This window comes from Bradyrhizobium sp. Ken51 (genome assembly GCF_055807435.1).
This window is the reverse complement of record NZ_JBVVPB010000042.1, coordinates 1-16178: the sequence shown is the minus strand read 5'-3', so window position 1 is coordinate 16178 and position 16178 is coordinate 1. Positions and strand designations below refer to the sequence as shown.

General features: G+C 64.2%; 13 protein-coding genes. 9 read left to right on the top strand and 4 right to left on the bottom strand.

The features are described from left to right. Positions 1-9 precede the first annotated feature (9 nt). The 7 genes from AC0L27_RS36745 (at position 10) to AC0L27_RS36715 (ending at position 7100) form a co-directional block, all read left to right on the top strand. Entirely contained in the window at positions 10-636 is a 627-nt protein-coding gene (locus AC0L27_RS36745; protein WP_354204961.1) for a CMD domain protein, read from the top strand. A gap of 12 nt (positions 637-648) precedes the next feature. Then, positions 649-1233 carry an alkylhydroperoxidase domain protein gene (locus AC0L27_RS36740; protein WP_354204963.1) on the top strand — a complete coding sequence of 195 codons (585 nt, stop codon included), beginning with the start codon at positions 649-651 and terminating at the stop codon, positions 1231-1233. A 60-nt stretch (positions 1234-1293) separates the two neighbouring features. Further along, on the top strand, positions 1294-2451 hold the full coding sequence (locus tag AC0L27_RS36735; RefSeq protein WP_275169398.1) for an ABC transporter substrate-binding protein: 1158 nt from the start codon (positions 1294-1296) through the stop codon (positions 2449-2451). A gap of 13 nt (positions 2452-2464) precedes the next feature. Continuing rightward, positions 2465-4288, top strand: a complete 1824-nt coding sequence (locus tag AC0L27_RS36730) for an ABC transporter permease (RefSeq protein ID WP_354060098.1) — start codon at positions 2465-2467, stop codon at positions 4286-4288. Next, entirely contained in the window at positions 4288-5121 is an 834-nt protein-coding gene (locus AC0L27_RS36725) for an ABC transporter ATP-binding protein (protein ID WP_275169396.1), read from the top strand. The genes AC0L27_RS36730 and AC0L27_RS36725 overlap by 1 nt, the downstream gene beginning before the upstream one ends. Then, positions 5118-5858: an ABC transporter ATP-binding protein gene (locus AC0L27_RS36720; protein ID WP_354204966.1), complete on the top strand. Its 741-nt coding sequence runs from the start codon at positions 5118-5120 to the stop codon at positions 5856-5858. Before AC0L27_RS36725 ends, AC0L27_RS36720 begins: the two co-directional genes overlap by 4 nt. 165 nt (positions 5859-6023) lie before the next feature. Continuing rightward, positions 6024-7100: a HoxN/HupN/NixA family nickel/cobalt transporter gene (locus AC0L27_RS36715; RefSeq protein WP_354204968.1), complete on the top strand. Its 1077-nt coding sequence runs from the start codon at positions 6024-6026 to the stop codon at positions 7098-7100. Between the two features lie 16 nt (positions 7101-7116). Here AC0L27_RS36715 and AC0L27_RS36710 read toward each other — a convergent pair whose 3' ends face one another. The 3 genes from AC0L27_RS36710 to AC0L27_RS36700 form a co-directional block, all read right to left on the bottom strand. After that, a complete protein-coding gene (locus tag AC0L27_RS36710) occupies positions 7117-8628 on the bottom strand; it encodes an ATP-binding protein (protein WP_354204970.1) in 1512 nt (503 codons plus the stop codon). A 101-nt stretch (positions 8629-8729) separates the two neighbouring features. After that, positions 8730-9548, bottom strand: coding sequence for a CxxCxxCC domain-containing protein (locus tag AC0L27_RS36705; RefSeq protein WP_354205511.1), 819 nt, complete (start codon positions 9546-9548; stop codon positions 8730-8732). A 520-nt stretch (positions 9549-10068) separates the two neighbouring features. Next, the gene (locus AC0L27_RS36700; RefSeq protein ID WP_354060110.1) at positions 10069-11133 is read right to left on the bottom strand and encodes a ketopantoate reductase family protein; all 1065 of its coding nucleotides are present in this window, start codon (positions 11131-11133) and stop codon (positions 10069-10071) included. Positions 11134-12125: 992 nt separating this feature from the next. On the opposite strand from AC0L27_RS36700, the gene AC0L27_RS36695 reads away from it, so the two are divergent. Beyond that, positions 12126-13202: an alpha/beta hydrolase family protein gene (locus AC0L27_RS36695; protein WP_473322622.1), complete on the top strand. Its 1077-nt coding sequence runs from the start codon at positions 12126-12128 to the stop codon at positions 13200-13202. Positions 13203-13240: 38 nt separating this feature from the next. On the opposite strand, the gene AC0L27_RS36690 is transcribed toward AC0L27_RS36695, so the two are convergent. Further along, entirely contained in the window at positions 13241-13720 is a 480-nt protein-coding gene (locus AC0L27_RS36690; protein ID WP_275169389.1) for a MarR family winged helix-turn-helix transcriptional regulator, read from the bottom strand. A gap of 501 nt (positions 13721-14221) precedes the next feature. On the opposite strand from AC0L27_RS36690, the gene AC0L27_RS36685 reads away from it, so the two are divergent. Next, the gene (locus AC0L27_RS36685; RefSeq protein ID WP_275169388.1) at positions 14222-15814 is read left to right on the top strand and encodes a porin; all 1593 of its coding nucleotides are present in this window, start codon (positions 14222-14224) and stop codon (positions 15812-15814) included. Positions 15815-16178: the final 364 nt, after the last annotated feature.

The following is a 16178-nucleotide window of genomic DNA, read 5'->3' as shown; positions in this document are numbered from 1 at the left end:
GGCTCAATGATGGCTACGAAAGATATCATCGACACGCTCGCCGGGATCGAACGGGGTTCAGCGCTCGATACCATTCGCGGGCGCCGCCTGCAGGCGCGCGACAACGCGCAGCAGAGCTATCTCTCTCTGTTCGAGCCGATCGACGCCAGTGACTTCTCGCTCGTCGAGCGCGCCGCGGTCGCGCTCTTCGTGATCGGCCTTCACCGCGAGCCGACTGTAGCTGCCTTCTATCGCGCGAAGTTAGCTGCGATCGCCGACGGCGCACGCTTGGTTGAGGCGATCGAGGTTGAAATCGTGCGGGGCGAGACCTCTGGCCCCTACGGTGCCTTTCCGGATGGGCCGCTGTCGGTCGAGAACAAGGCGGGCCTGATCTACCGCGTCAGCGCGGAGCGCAAGGCCGATCTCGGGGGCCGGCTCGTTGTGGCGTTCGAGCATGCGCATCTGCTGGTGTTCCGCCCGCGCGATGCGGCTGCGGCCGACATGAAGGCGCTGCTCGCCGCCGGCTGGTCGAACACCGGGATCGTCACGTTCTCTCAGCTTGTTGCGTTCCTGTCGTTCCAGGTGCGCGTCGTCACCGCACTGCGCGTGCTCGGTGCCTCGCTCGGGCGCACCGCGAACGCCGCGGCCGGCGCGTAAGGAGGTTGCATCATGACCGCTGCAAGCAATGTCAATCCGCCCGTCGCCTTCACCCAGGATGAACTGGGCTGGGTGTCGTGGATCGATCCGCTGCCCGAAGCCGAGCTGACCGAGCGGCATTTCGCCGGCCTCGTCGATCGCTCCCGTTCCAAGTCCGAGTATTTCCGTCTGCTGGTGCGCGATCCCGAGGTGCTGGAAGCCCGCACCAAGACCGACAAGGACATCTTCTACAATGTTGCCGACGGCCTGCCGCGCGCCGAGCGCGAGCTCGCGGCAGCTGCGACCTCGCGCCACAACGGCTGCATCTACTGCGCCTCCGTGCACGCGCGTTTCGCCAGCACCTATTCCAAGCGCCGCGATGATGTGCAGCGCCTGCTCGACGAAGGCGTTGGCGCCGATCTCGGCGAGCGCTGGAATGCGGTCGTCAAGGCCTCCGTGGCGCTGGCTGCGACGCCGATCGCGTTTGGCCCGGACAATGTCGATGAGCTGCGCCGTGCCGGTCTCGACGATGCGGAGATCGTCGACGTCATCAACGGCGCGTCGTTCTTCAACTGGGCGAACCGGCTGATGCTGTCGCTCGGCGAGCCCTCGAAATAGGCAATCTCACCGGCATAGAAATTGCTGGTTGTTTCAACACCTGACAGGATGGAGCCGTCCATGAGCAACATCGATCGTCGTACCCTGGTCAAGGGCTCGCTTGCCGCCATGATGGCGGGAGCAGCCTTCTCGCGCGCCGCCTTCGCGCAATCGTCCGAACCGATCTTGCTGGGCGTCAGCGGTCCGTTGACCGGGCCGAACGCACAATATGGCACGCAATGGAAGCAGGGCTTCGATCTCGCGCTCGACGAGATCCAGGCCGCGGGCGGCATCAACGGCCGCAAGCTCGCCTATAGTTTCGAGGACAGCCAGAGCGACCCGCGCCAGTCGGTGGCGATCGCCCAGAAATTCGTCTCCGATCCCAGGATCGTCATGGAGCTCGGCGACTTCTCCAGCCCCGCCTCGATGGCGGCCTCGCCGATCTATCAGCGCGGCGGCCTGGTGCAGTTTGGATTTACCAATTCGCATCCCGATTTCACCAAGGGCGGCGACTTCATGTGGAGCACCTCGGTTAGCCAGGCCGACGAGCAGCCGCTGCTGGCGGCCTATGCCGTGAAACGTCTCGGCCTGAAGAAGCTCGCCGTGCTGCACCTCAACACCGATTGGGGCCGCACCAGCCGCGACTATTTCGTCAAGGCCGCGAAGGAGCACGGCGCCGAAATCGCGGTCACCGAAGGCTACATCGCGGAGGAGCGCGACTTCCGCTCCACGCTGGTGCGTGTCCGCGACGCCAATCCGGACGGGCTGATCCTGATCTCCTATTATTCTGACGGTGCGCTGATCGCGCGTCAGGCACGCCAGGTCGGGCTGAAGCAGGTGATTTGCGCCGCGAGCTCGGTCTACTCGCCGAAATTCCTGGAGCTCGGCGGGGAGGCCGTCGAGGACGTCCATGTCGGCACGCGCTACTTCCCCGAAGACCCGCGCCCCGAAGTGCAGACGTTCATCGCGGGCTTCAAGAAGAAATACAACGGGGTGGAGCCCGACGCGTTCAACGCCTACGCCTATGACGCGATGAACATGGCGGCCGCCGTCGTCAAGATCGGCGGCACCGACCGGCGCGCGATCCGCGACGCTTTTACGAAAGTGAAGGATGTCTCGAGCGTGATCTTCGGCAAGGCGACGTTCGACGTCGAGAGCCGGCGCGTCAAGGGCGCCATGAACGCCGAGCTCGTCGTGCGCAAGGGCCAGTTCGCGCTCTGGGACGGCAAGCCGACCTGAGGGGATCTCCTGCGTGTCTTCCTGGCTCGACTACACGATCAACGGGCTGATCGTCGGTAACGTCTACGCCCTCGTTGCGGTCGGGCTCGCGCTGATCTTCGGCGTCAGCCGGCTGATCAACTTTGCGCAAGGCTCGATCTACCTCGTCGGCGCCTATATCGGCTGGGTCGCGGTGGTGCAGCTGCATACGCCGCTGCCGCTTACCATCATCGTGGTCGCGGTGGCGGCGGCGCTGGTTGGCCTGATCATCGAACGGTTCGGCCTGCGTCCGCTGCAGAACTCGGTGCGCATCGCCCCGCTGTTGGCGACCATCGGCATCAGCTTCGTGCTCGATCAGCTCGTGATGCTGACGTTCTCCCCCAATCCGCGCGCGCTGCCGAGCCAGCTGCCAGACGTCCGCTTCCAGATCGGCGGCGGCACGATCGGACCGCTCGATCTCTTGATCGCCGGCGTCGGCATCACCAGCGCGCTGCTGCTGTTCGTGTTCCTGCGCTACAGCAAGCTTGGCTGGGCCATCCGCGCCACGGCCCAGGATCGCGACGCCGCGATGCAGATGGGTGTCGACGTCAACCGCGTCAATCAAGCCGTGTTCGGCATTGCGGCTGCGCTCGGCGGCATTTCCGGTCTGCTGGTCGGCATGTACTACAACCAGATCGACACCGCGATGAGCCTGCAGGCGACGCTCAAGGGCGTCGTCGCCGAAGTCGTCGGCGGCGCCGGCAACGTGCCGGGTGCGGTGATCGGCAGCCTGCTGCTGGGATTGGTGGAGAGCTACGGCGTCGCCGTGTTCGGCACCAGCTACCGCAATCTGTTCGCGTTCCTGCTGCTGGTCGTGGTGCTTGTGCTGCGCCCGAACGGCCTGTTCGCCAGCGCACGGCAGGCGCCGCCCGAGCCGCTCACCGGCACTTTCATCGCGCCGAGCCGCCCGGTGCGCATTCCGCGCTGGGCTCTGCTGATCGCTACCGCGGTCTTCGCGATCCTGCCGCTGTTGCCGGTGTCGTTCTACGTGCTCCAGACTCTGATCAACGCCTGGCTGCTCGGCATGCTCGCGCTGAGCCTTACGCTGGTGGCGGGCACGATCGGCCAGGTGTCGCTCGGACACGCCGCGCTGCTCGCGATCGGCGCCTACACCTCCGCGCTGCTGTCGCTCACCTTCTCCGTTCCCGTCGGCCTCGCCATCATCGGCGGCGGCCTGATGAGCGCGGCGCTCGGCACAGCGCTGATCTCGCCGTCGTTCCGGCTGCGCGGGCATTATGTCTCGATCGCGACGCTCGCGATCGGCGAGATCGTCTCGCTGGTGATCCTGAACTGGGAGAGCGTCACGCGCGGGCCGATCGGCATCTCCGGCATCCCGCCGCTGTCGCTGTTTGGCTATGAGCTGGTCAGCCCGATTTCGATCTACTGGTTCAGCTTCATCGCGATGGTCGTGCTGGCGCTGCTGCAGGGACGCCTGCTCGGCTCGCATCTCGGCCGCAGCTTTCGCGCCATTCGCGATGACGACATCGCCGCGCGCGCCTATGGGCTCAGCCTGAATCGCTACAAATCGCTGGCCTTCATCTTCGGCGGGTTCGCGGCCGGCGTCAGCGGCGGCATCGCCGCGCATCTCTATTCCTACATCAACCACGAGACCTTCAATACGCAGCAATCCATCCTGGCGCTGACGGTCGTGATCCTCGGCGGACTCGGCAATGTCGTCGGGGCCATCGTCGGAGCGGTCGCGCTGGTCGGCCTGCCGGAAGTGTTCCGGATCGCGGCGGAGTACCGCATCCTGATCTACGGCATCGTGCTGCTGCTGCTGGTGCGGTTCAGGCCGCAGGGCCTGTTGGGGACGATGTGATGGGCACGACCATGCTGTCCCTGCGCGGGCTGACGCGGCGCTTCGGCGGCCTCACCGCGGTCGACGCCATCGATCTCGATCTCGCCAAAGGCGAGCTGATCAGCATCATCGGCCCGAACGGGGCCGGCAAGACGACGCTGTTCAATCTCGTGACCGGGCTTGACCGGCCGGACGCCGGGACGGTTCGCTTCGAAGATCAGGACATCACGGGTTTCTCGCCGGAACGGCTCGCCGCCGAAGGCATCGCGCGCACGTTCCAGCTCGGCCGTGTCTTCGGCAATCTCAGCGTGATGGACAACGTGTTGATCGGTGCCCACACGCGGCTGCGTGCGGTCAGGCCGGCAGTGCCGGTGATCGGCCCGCTGCTGGAACTGGGTCTGGCGCTGCTGCGCCCCGCCAGCGTCAAGGCGGAAGAGGAGCGGTTGCGCGAGGATGTGAAGGTCATTCTCGCGCGCTTCGGCGAGCGGCTGCTGCCGCGCATCGACCAGCCGGCCTACAGCCTCTCTTACGCCAACCGCCGCCGCGTCGAGATTGCGCGTGCGCTCGCCTTGAAGCCGCGCCTGCTGCTGCTCGACGAGCCGACCGCCGGCATGAACCCGACCGAAACCACTGAGATGCAGGGCCTTGTCGCCGAGCTGAAGGCCGAAGGACTGACGATCTTGCTGATCGAGCACAAGCTCGAAATGGTGATGCGCCTCTCCGATCGCGTCATCGTCATGGATGAAGGCAAGAAAATCGCGGAAGGCCCGGGTGAACAGGTGCGCGGCGATCCCAAGGTGATCGAGGCCTATCTCGGCCACGGCCTGACAACGAAGCAGGAGAGCGCGGCATGACGAACACGCCGCCCGATGCGCTGCTGGCGCTTACCGACGTCAACACCTTCTACGGTCAGGCCCAGGTGCATTTCGATCTGTCGATATCAGTTCCGCGCGGCCACATCGTCTGCCTGCTCGGCGGCAACGCCAGCGGCAAATCGACGACGATGAAGATCATTTTGGGCCTGGTGAAGCCGCGCTCGGGCGATGTGACTTTCGACGGTGCCTCGCTGCTCGGGCTGACCACGCCCCAGATCGTCCGCCGCGGCATCGCCTCGGTGCCGGAGGCACGGCGCCTGTTCGCGGACATGAGCGTGCGCGAAAACATCCTGATGGGCGCCTTCGTGCGCGACGACCGCGAGGCGATCGCGCAGGATCTCGACAAGATGCTCACGCTGTTCCCGAAGCTCGGCCAGCGGCTATCGCAGCGCGCCGGTTCGCTCTCCGGCGGCGAGCAGCAGATGGTCGCGATGGCGCGCGCGCTGATGAGCCGTCCCAGGATGATCGTGATGGACGAGCCGACCATGGGGCTGTCGCCGCTTTATGTCGACCGCGTGCTGGAGCTGATTCGCACCATCAACCAGGAGGGCGTCTCGGTCTTCATGGTCGAGCAGAACGCCAGCCTCGCGCTCGAGATCGCGCACGAGGCCTATGTGCTCCAGACCGGCAAGATCGTTCTCTCCGGCTCCGCCCGCGCGCTGAAGGACGATCCCCGCATTCGCGACGCCTATCTCGGCGGCTCCGAGGCGGCGTGATGCAGTGCGCCGACGTCTCCTCATCGTCATGGCCGGGACAAGCCGGGCATGACGACCTCCCGCAAATCCGCATATGCGATCATCAGGCGGCCGCCGGGTCTGGTCAGTATGACCATCCTGTGAAAAGATCATACCGCTCGTGCGTTGGTGCGTGCAGCGGACGGAATGATGGTCGTGACGAAATTATCTCTGCGGGCGGTCGAGCCCGGAACGGTGCTGCTGTTCGGCGGACTGATCGCGGCCAACATCGCGGCGTGGGCCTGGGCCTTCGCGGCGTTCGGTGACAGGCCGACGGTGATGGCGACCGCGCTGCTCGCCTGGGTGTTCGGCCTGCGCCACGCCGTCGATGCCGACCACATCGCTGCCATCGACAATGTCGTGCGCAAGCAGATGCAGGCAGGCGGCTCGCCGCGCAGCGTTGGTCTCTATTTCGCGCTTGGCCATTCCACAATCGTCGTGGTCGCGACCATGCTGCTCGCGCTCGGCGTCGTCAGCCTCGGTGGCGACAGCCTGCTCAAGGAGATCGGCGGCTTCATCGGCACATCGGTCTCGGCGCTGTTCCTGCTGGTGATCGCGGCCATCAATCTCGTCATCTTCGCCGGTCTGTGGCGAACGTTTCGCGCGGCGCGGGAGCGGGGGATTCACGATGCGGAGGGCCTCGAAGCCCTGCTTGCCAATCGCGGCCTCTTGGCGCGGCTGCTCGGCCCGATGTTCCGCCTGGTGACAAAACCCTGGCACATGTACCCGCTCGGCTTTTTGTTTGGGCTCGGCTTCGACACCGCAACCGAAATCGGCCTGCTCAGCATCTCCGCCGGCGAAGCCGCGCGCGGCGCTTCGTTTGCCGATGTCCTGGTTTTCCCCGCGCTGTTCGCGTCGGGTATGGCGCTGGTCGATACCGCCGACTCGGCACTGATGGTGAGTGCCTATCGCTGGGCCTTCGTCGATCCGCTGCGCAAGCTCTGGTACAACCTCACCATCACCGGCGCCTCCGTCGCGGTGGCGCTGTTGATCGGCGGCATCGAGGCGCTCGGGCTGATCGCGGATCGGCTCGACCTGTCCGGCGGCGTGTGGGCCCTGGTCGACGCACTCAACGACTCGCTCGCCAATGTCGGCTTCGCCGTGATCGCGCTGTTCGTGATCGCATGGCTCGTTTCGGTCGTGCTCTATCGGCGCATGTTTGGGGTTGAGCGGCGGCGCGCGGCGGATGCGCTTGTCGGCGCCGATGCTACCGAAGCGGCCTGAACGACGATCCGCTGGCTCAAGCCGGCGCCGCGCTCGCGACCTGCTCTGCCGGCAGGTCGTCGGCATTGGGATCGCCCGGCGCGGTGGCCCAGGCGAGTTCCACCAGCGTCACGATCCGGCGGCCGGCGCCGTCGAGCTGACAGACGATCAGGCCCTGCTCCTCCATGTAGCCGAGCAGGCGTTGTGCCCGGCGCAGCGAATGCGAGCCGTAGGCGCGGGCGATCGCGGCGTCGCCGGGGCAGGGCCAGCCTTCCTTCGCGGCGCGCGCGATCATCATGAACACGCCCTGCATGTCGTCGGGCAGGATTGAGGCGCGGAGCGATACGTCCTGCCAGGCGTCGTCCTCGGCGTGCTCGGCGCCGAGCCCGGCGCGTGCGCGTGTCAGCATGCGCCGAAATTCGGTGAGGTCGGGCACCGCCGAGCCGAGGCCCTCGATGCGGCAGCGGACCACGAACTCCTGGTAGAGCACGCCGACCGCGCGGAAACCGGCATCGGGCGCGGCGAGGACGGCACGAAGGGTTCGATCCACGCGCTCGCGCCGCTCTGCGAGCTCCTCGGCACTGACCGGGACCTCGATCATTTCGGGGCCGATCTCCGGTGCCGCAGCCTTCGCGGCGCGGAGTTGCTCCAGCAGATCGGGCGCGGGCCGGCGCTGCGGCCGGCTGGCATCGGGCGGCGGCGCTGCCAGGATCACGGCGCGCATATTTTCGAGCGTGGCCTCGGGCATCGGCATCAGCCGCGGCGTGGAATTGCGCGGCTGGGTTTCGGTCGCTCCGATATTCAAACGCAGGGGGCGTCGCGACAGCGCGGGGCCGAGCGCCATGAATTGTCCGCGTTCGAGATCGCGAAAGGATTCGGCCTGCCGCCGCTCCATGCCGAGCAGGTCGGCGGCGCGCGCCATGTCGATGTCGAGAAAGGTGCGGCCCATCAGGAAGTTGGACGCTTCCGCCGCGACGTTCTTGGCGAGCTTTGCCAGCCGCTGGGTCGCGATGATCCCGGCAAGTCCGCGCTTGCGGCCGCGGCACATCAGATTGGTCATCGCGCCGAGCGAAAGCTTTCGCGCTTCATCCGAGACTTCGCCCGCGACCGCAGGCGCAAACAGCTGCGCCTCGTCGACGACCACCAGCATCGGGTACCAATGGTCCCGGTCCACGTCGAAGAGCCCGCCGAGGAAGGCCGCGGCGCGGCGCATCTGGTTCTCGGCGTCGAGTCCTTCGAGATTGAGCACGGTGGAGACGCGATGCAGCCGCGCGCGCTCGCCGGCAACCTGAAGGCCGCGTTCGGTGTGATCCTCGGCCTCGATCACGAGATGGCCGAAATGCTCCGCCAGCGAGACGAAATCGCCTTCGGGATCGATGATGGCCTGTTGCACCCAGGGCGCGCTCTGCTCCAGTAGCCGCCGCAGCAGATGTGATTTGCCGGAGCCCGAATTGCCCTGCACCAGGAGGCGGGTCGCCAGCAGTTCCTCGAGGTCCATGGCTGCCGCGGCGCCCGCCGTGGTCTGCCCCATCTCGATCGCAACCGTCATGCCGACTCAAGTCCCATCATTCGCGGAGAGGGGCTTATCAACCCGGCCGCGGCGCGTCGAGCGCCACGGCGAGAATCATGCGTCGTTGCCCACGGCGGAGTTCAGGCGTGATTCGATTGCCGTAGAAGTGCGGGCCGATAGGGGGCTTGCGGATCGTCGTCCTCGTTCTCCGGGACGGCGCAGGAGCCGAACTCCTGCCTCATCCGCTCGATCTCGGCGATGCGCTCGTGCAGCCGCTGCAAATGCTCCGGGGAATTCGCCCGCCAGAATCGAAATGTCTCGGCCGTGAGCGGCAGGAACGCGGTGCCGAACAGCGTCGGCTCGGGAACGACGGTGCGCCCGAGCAGCAGGAAGCGGTCGGCGCCGGAGACGACGAGGGTCGCGTAGCCGCGGTTTCCGATTCGCCTGATCCCGTTCAGCGACCATTCGGCGAGCTTGCTGAAATAGGGCTCCTCGCGCCAGCGATCGGGGCAATGGTCGTCCACCGTCACGTTCACGGCGTCCTGGCTGAAATGCACGATGATGCCCGACTTCGCCGGAAACCAGTCGTCGTCGAGATGGCCTTGCAGCCAGGCGCAGACGAATGAACGGCACATCTGGGGACGGCGCTCGTAGATGGTGCAACCCGTGTCGGCCTGCCAATGCCCGCACAGCTGGTTCACCGGCTTGTCAACGGCGGCCACTTCGAGGATGTCGCAGCAGGCATTGCACGAGCCGCATTGCCGGGCAGGCTGGGTTGTCCTCGTCGGGCCGGTTCCGCGAAAACCCTGACCGTCGCGGACCAGCAGCTTCTGCTTCTCCAGCGCGTTCAACGCACGTTCGATTCTGAGACGAGACAGTCCGGTGGCGTCGATCACGCCCTTCATCGTCGTCGCGCCTGCCTCTACTGCGCGGACGACGCTCAGCATCGCCTGGTCCATGACTTCTTTTTCTGCAATTGTTCTGGTCTGGATTCCGAACGCAGGGGAGACTGCAAATCCTGTCTGAAAAACCCTTGAAAGACAGCTGACTTCCAAAGCTATCTTGCTCAGCCCTGGCCGCGAGACAAGACAACGAGCCTGCCGCGCGCGCATGCGGCGTTTGCGCAAATGAAGGATCTCGCCCGAAGCGCGCGGCCTCGGTCAAGCGCGCGGCGGACGAGAAATTGTGCGCTTTGGTTCAGTTCGAGCGGAAATGCCGCATTTTCACGCTGCGCCACGTCGAGACATGACCGGCAACATGGCTCTGTGTCATTCAGACGTGATATTTGCGGGTGAAAGCAGGAGGGAACTGAAAGCGACACGATCGCGTGATCGACGAGTTGCGATCACGCCTGTTGAGTGTGAATCACACCGGGAACAGTGCCGCGCGAGATGATTTGCGGGTAGGGCATGGTGACGCTCAGCCCCGGTGTCCTGGGAGCGCAAGCGCCGACGCGTTCGATGGCGATGGAAGCGCCCGTTACAGCGCGCCCGATCCGCCCTGCACGATCTTCTCGTTGAGCTTCAGGTCCACGGTCTCGACCGTGCGGTCGATCTCTGCATTGGGCGCGCCGAGCTGATGCGAGATCAGCTTCACCAAGAGGTCGACGCGCTCGATGAAGGGCGCGCCGCCCGCCACCGCGCGTGCGGCCGACGATGGCTTCAGCAGGCTCTCGGCAGCCTTGGCGTATTTCGCGAACGGCACCTGGTCTTGCGGATCGGCGCCGAGACGGCGGGCGATGGCGTCGACATGCTCGTAGATGGTCTGCGAGCGCGCGAGATCACCGTGCACGGCGTCGCGGATCGACTGCGGCTCGTGCGGCGTGATGCAGCGGTAGTTGCCGGTCAGCAGCATCGACCATTTCGCCAGCGGCACGAACAGAGAATCGAACACCTTCAACTTCACCGGCACGTCGTGGCCGTCGAGCGTCACCGCGTCGATGTCGGCTTCGAGCTCGCGCAGCACCTTGTTGTGCGTCTCGTCGGCGAACACGGATGCCTTGAAATTCGTGGGCAGGCCGACGTGAAGCACGTTCGCAGCCTCTTCCGGCGGACGGAACGCCTGCGGGTCGGGCGAGCACAGGGTGACCAGCCCGGGCTCGAAGCGCTCCCACACCTGCGCATTGGTGTAGGCCTCCTCGAGATCCATGTCGGCGAGCGAGGGGATCCGCTTCAGATAGGGCAGCGGCGGCATGTTCATGATCGACAGGCACGGCAGCTTCGCCGCGGCGATCCTGACCATGAGAACGCGCACCGTGTGGTTGGTGTATTGCGGCTCCTGCATCGCAAGGCCGACCATGTCGTAACGGGACAAGTCCACATTGGCCGGCGTCACGGCGTCGAGCTTGCCGGGCAGGTCGCGCGAGAAGATGGCGCGGTGAACCGCCTCGTCACGCAACTTGATGCGCACCTCGGTCCCCTCGCGGTTGATCAGCTCTGCGGTCTTGGTGCGGCAGACCAGGGTCACGTTGTGCCCCGCCATCAGCAGCTTGGTGCCCAGCAGGGAGCCGTAGGAAGCCCCGAGAATCAGGATGTTACGCGCCATGTCTCGTCCCTTTGACAAATTGTGCGATTTTTGAGCCCCGGCCGTCATCCGCGGCGAGTTTGGCGGGCATGTAAGGCAAAGTGCGCGGGAATGGCAACTGGGATAATGGATACAAGGCGCAGAAGGCGCGGCAAGCGGCGCGGCGTGGTGCTTGACGCCAAAAGCGAGTCGACGCCTGACCGGCGACGGGTCCTGCCGGTGCTTGAGCTGCTCAAATAACTGGCTTACCGAAGTAAGGAATGTTGTATGTTCCCGATCGCCGGGGCTCGCCCAGAACGCGATTATACCTCGTCACGTCTCGCGCGCCGGGCGCGGATGAGCGCCTTCGAGGATTTGTCGCGCCGGTTTTCCTGCGGCACTAACAGCCGGAAAGTCCCTTTGGCGAAGGCCGTCGGCATCGATCAGGCGGCAACCCGCCGCATATTTTATCGCTATCGTGATGGGTGGCACGCCGGATCGGCGTCATCAGGAATTCATGATGGAAGCCGACACAGGCGATGGGTTTTCCGTTACCGAATGAGCTCCAATTTTAGTCGTCCACAGCAACAAAAAACGACAAACGCGGGACAGCAAAAAATGGCAGAGTGGTGCGGGGCCTAAACTGTGTATCAGCAACGGAGCTGAGGTATGACGATTGAGGGGAGCCCGCGTGGACTTTGTATCGAGACCGGCTCGTTCGAACCAAACATCGTTTCGGCCGGTTTTCGTGCGGAGCCAACACCGAATGATCGTCAGCCTCGGGGCGTCGCCGCGCAGACTGAACACACTGGCTATTGTGACCTTTCGCTGCGCGCCCAAAGGGCCGGGAAAGAGATCAAAGCACGTTGCACCATCGGCGGACACAAGCATGACGGTCGCGATCATGCCCGCCCACGATCGTACCTTGTGCATGGCGCTGCGCTGAAAGCGAAGCCGGCAAATCCTTGCAATTCAAGTCTCTGGCAGTCCCTGTCCGGGCAAGCGTTCACGGCGCCGTTAGGGGACTGACATGGATGGTGCTCATTCGTCTCGCTGCTCGCGCGACGGCGCGGGTAGCAATCTGGCACGCTTGCAGTCGCGCGTCGGAATTTTTCGAGAACCTGTCCGTCACGGAACTTGCGCGTGAGGCGCACAGGCATCTCTGGGTTTCAGAGTGGTCGAGGATTGCTGACGACTACCGGATCTTCGCCGAATCCGCGCGGGACGATGGCTCCGTCTGGATTTCACGCGAGGCGTGGCTGTGCTCGCTGACAGCCCTCGAAATCGCACGAAGTCTGTCTTGTCTGGAAGATTCCACGCGCCTCGACCTCGCAGACAAGGCCGGGATCGGCCTGAGAGGCTTCGAGGATGATGCCGGTCAGGTGATCGAGCGCGTGAAGATCGATGGCTTCGATCAAGAAGCGTTGACGGGCCTCTTTTTGCCCGCTTGTCGTCGTGAGCCTGGGGCACCCGCACTCATCTGCGTCGGTGACGATGAGGGCTCCTTGGCCTCGATGATGAGCCGATTGTGGCCGGCCGCACTCTGCCGGAATGTGTCACTCCTGCTTGTCGATGCCCGCGCTTCAGCTGCTCGTCGCTCCTTCAAGCCGGAGCACGTCCTGCAGTGCTGGCTGGACTATCTGGAGGCTCGGCCGGATGTCGATGGACAGCGGATTTCGGTCTACGGCGAAGGGATGTGCGCCAGTGATGTATCCCGCCTCGCCTTATATGATCGCAGGATAGCTGCCGCGGTGTGCGATGGCGGCCTCTTGGCGTCGGTCAAGCGTCGTGCGTCGGTTCACTGGATGACCGGCGTCGAGCAGACGGTCCTTGACGGGGCCTCGACAGGCTCGCTGCTGCCGTCGCGTCAAATCGCTTGCCCGCTGCTCATGGTCGTCGGGAGCCGCTCGATGGTCCGGGAAGCGGAGGCTCTCGAGCTGCAGGCCGGTTATCGGCACGCCGGAGCCGATTGCTCGGTCGTCGTGCCAAACCGGATCCCGTACCCTTTGGGCGAGATCGAGAATTTCATCTCCGTGGACGATTTCATCTTCCAGTGGCTGGACAGCAAACTCGGAACGGCCGGTCGGATCGATCCCGTAACCTACCTCTAGGCGTGACAGACGCACATTCCACTCAGGACATCGGAAGATCAGGACACGTCGATCGCCAGCAATCGTGCAGCCAGCCGGGCATTCTTGGCAATCGTCGTGAGCGCATCATTCAGGTCTGTCAGGGTCTTCTCGTCGAGCTCGTTGAACATGGTCGAGTTCAAGGCAAGCTTTCTCTTGGAGAGCTTTTCGATCTCCGTGGTCGCCTTTGCGGTGAGCGACATCAGGACGAAGCGCGCGTCGTCCTCTGCAGGCCGCCGCGACAGGAAGCCCCCCTTTTCGAGACTCTTGGTCTGGTTGGTCACGAAGGCCGGGTGGACGCGCAGCTTGTTCGCGATGTCGATTCCGGCGACACCTCGCCCTTCGTCCAATTCGGTGATGGCCATCAGGATCAGCCACTGCGGCTCGGTAATGCCCAGCAGTCCAGCCCAGCTGGTGTGGATGTCCTCCAGCTGGGAATGAATTTCGACGACGTTCCAGATGAAGTCCGTAATCGCCCTGTCGAGTTTCTTCTCGATCATGTGGCTCCCTCCCCGTTTATCCCTTGCCTATCTTTAATGGGATATCTTGGAAGCGTCTCGAAAATCGCGCGCCGGCCAAACGGAGGTACCGCGCGGAAGAAATCGTAGACCAAATTATTACTTGCAAAGAACAATTAATTTTATTATCGACTATCGTGCTCTATTTCGCTTTCTTGACCCACTCGATGGACAGCGATGCGAGACCTCCAAGAAGCCCTCGGGATGCCCCCTGAGGGCTTTTCTTGTTTCAGGCAACGGCTCTTCTGGGGGATATCGCCGCTGTTGCTCTTAGGACACATCGCGGCTCGAACTGTCGATTAATCAAATCAATAAATTGAGGCAGTTGTTTTTATAAACTATATGTGAAGCCACGACGGAGGGGGGGCACCTCACTGTCGTTTCAGTCCGGACCTTCGTGCGGATCTGAATTGAGCGAAATTGAGAGGGTAAAGCGGCTTCCTCCGGGAGCCGAGCCCCCTGAACCGACCTGGAGGTTTACTAATGAAGTTGACGAAGACACTCTTTCTCGGCTCGGCTGCCGGCCTAATGGCCGCATCCGGAGCGTTCGCTGCCGATCTCCCCGTGAAGGCCAAAGCGGTCGAATACGTAAAGATCTGCTCGCTGTACGGCGCCGGCTTCTATTACATCCCGGGCACCGACACCTGCATCAAGCTCGGCGGTTACATGCGCGCTGACGCCGTGCTGGGCTCCAACTCGGACTTCAATCCGAACCAGGGCGGTACTGCCGGTGCTCGCAACCGCATGATGAACTACTACACCTTCCGTTCTCGTGAAGACCTCAACATCGACACCCGCACTGCGACCGAGTACGGCGTGGTCCGCACCTTCTTCGACGGCGTCTTCACCTGGACGAGCGGCAATTACACCCCGACCGGTTCGGCAACGGGTGGCACCCAGTACAGCGGCGCGCTCGGTCTCAACGCCGCGGGCACCGCCCTCGTCGGTTCGAATGGTAGCGGCAGCGTCAACGGCACCGACGGCAACACCTCGGCCGGTGCGCTCGGCGTGTACTATGCCTTCATCCAGTTCGCCGGCTTCACGATGGGTAAGGCCGTGTCGCAGTTCGACGCGCCCTGGACCAACTATCCCGGCAACATCACCGATAACCTCGTCGGCGGCAGCGGCACGGTCACTGGTGTCAACCAGTTCACCTACACCGCCGACTTCGGTCAGGGCATCACGGCAGCGTTCTCGGCTGAAGACGTCTCGGCCTACTATCAGGCCGGCAACCTCAACATGAGCGGCGCGACCGCGGGCGGCATGATCGGCGGTTCGTACGGCACCAACGCCATCGGCGGCACCCGTTCGCCGAACCTCGTTGCTATGGTGCGTGTCGACCAGGCTTGGGGTCTCTTCCAGGCGTCGGTGGCTGCGCATGACAACCACGTTGGTTACTACGGCGCGACCGAGCCGACTGGCCACCCCGACGACAAATGGGGTTGGGCGGTTCAGCTCGCTCTGTCGATCAAGAACATCCCGACCGGCGCGGGTGACACGATCAACATCCAGGGCGTCTACACCGATGGTGCGACCCGCTACAACTTCCAGAATCTGTCGGGCAGCTCCTATGCGCTGTACGGCAACTCGGGCATTGCTGGCTCTTACGGCAGCATCGGCTTCGCCAATGCTCCCGACACGGTGTTTGTTGGTGGCGCAACGCCGAGCCAGCAGGAAACTGTGAAGACCTGGGGCTTCCGCGGCGCCTACACCCACAACTGGGATCCCAACTGGAACTCCGCGCTCTACGGTGCCTACGCTCAGGCCCAGTTCGGCACGCTGGCCAAGACCACCCTGTGCGGTGCTGGCGGCGGCGGCGGCGTGTTCGGCGGCCTGGCGGGTGTGACGGGTTGCAACCCGGACTTCGCGATCGGCCAGCTGGGTGTCGTCACCCGATGGACCCCGGTCAAGAACCTGACCTTCTCGGCGGATGTCTCCTGGACCCATCTCGACCAGAAGTACTCTGGCACGGTTGGCATCTCCCCGTCGGCCACGACCGCCAAGCCGGCCGCGGTCTACGAGCTGAAGGATCAGGACTCGATCGCCATGATCCTCCGCGCTCAGCGCAACTGGTAAGATCTGTCGAAACACATCAACGAACACCCGGCGGGAAACCGCCGGGTGTTTTTTGTTGGGCACGGCCGATGATGTAAAGCGGCGAAGCCGGAAGCCGGAAGCCGGTGCCCGAGCGCAAGCGTGATCCGCGGCCACTCTTCCGGCGCGAGACCTTGCTCGAATTGCGGCGCGCTCGCTTCGGGCGACGGCCGCTCATCACCCGTCGGGCAAAACACCTGAAAGGCTGTCAATCGGCCGCCGCAAAAACATTCTACTTTACCGAAATTCGGAAACGGCGTATGTGTCGGTCATCCCGGCTCATCCTTGAGGGGCGATCTTGTGGTCGTCACGTTCGCGAGCCGGGCTTGCGGTGGACGCGGCAGCG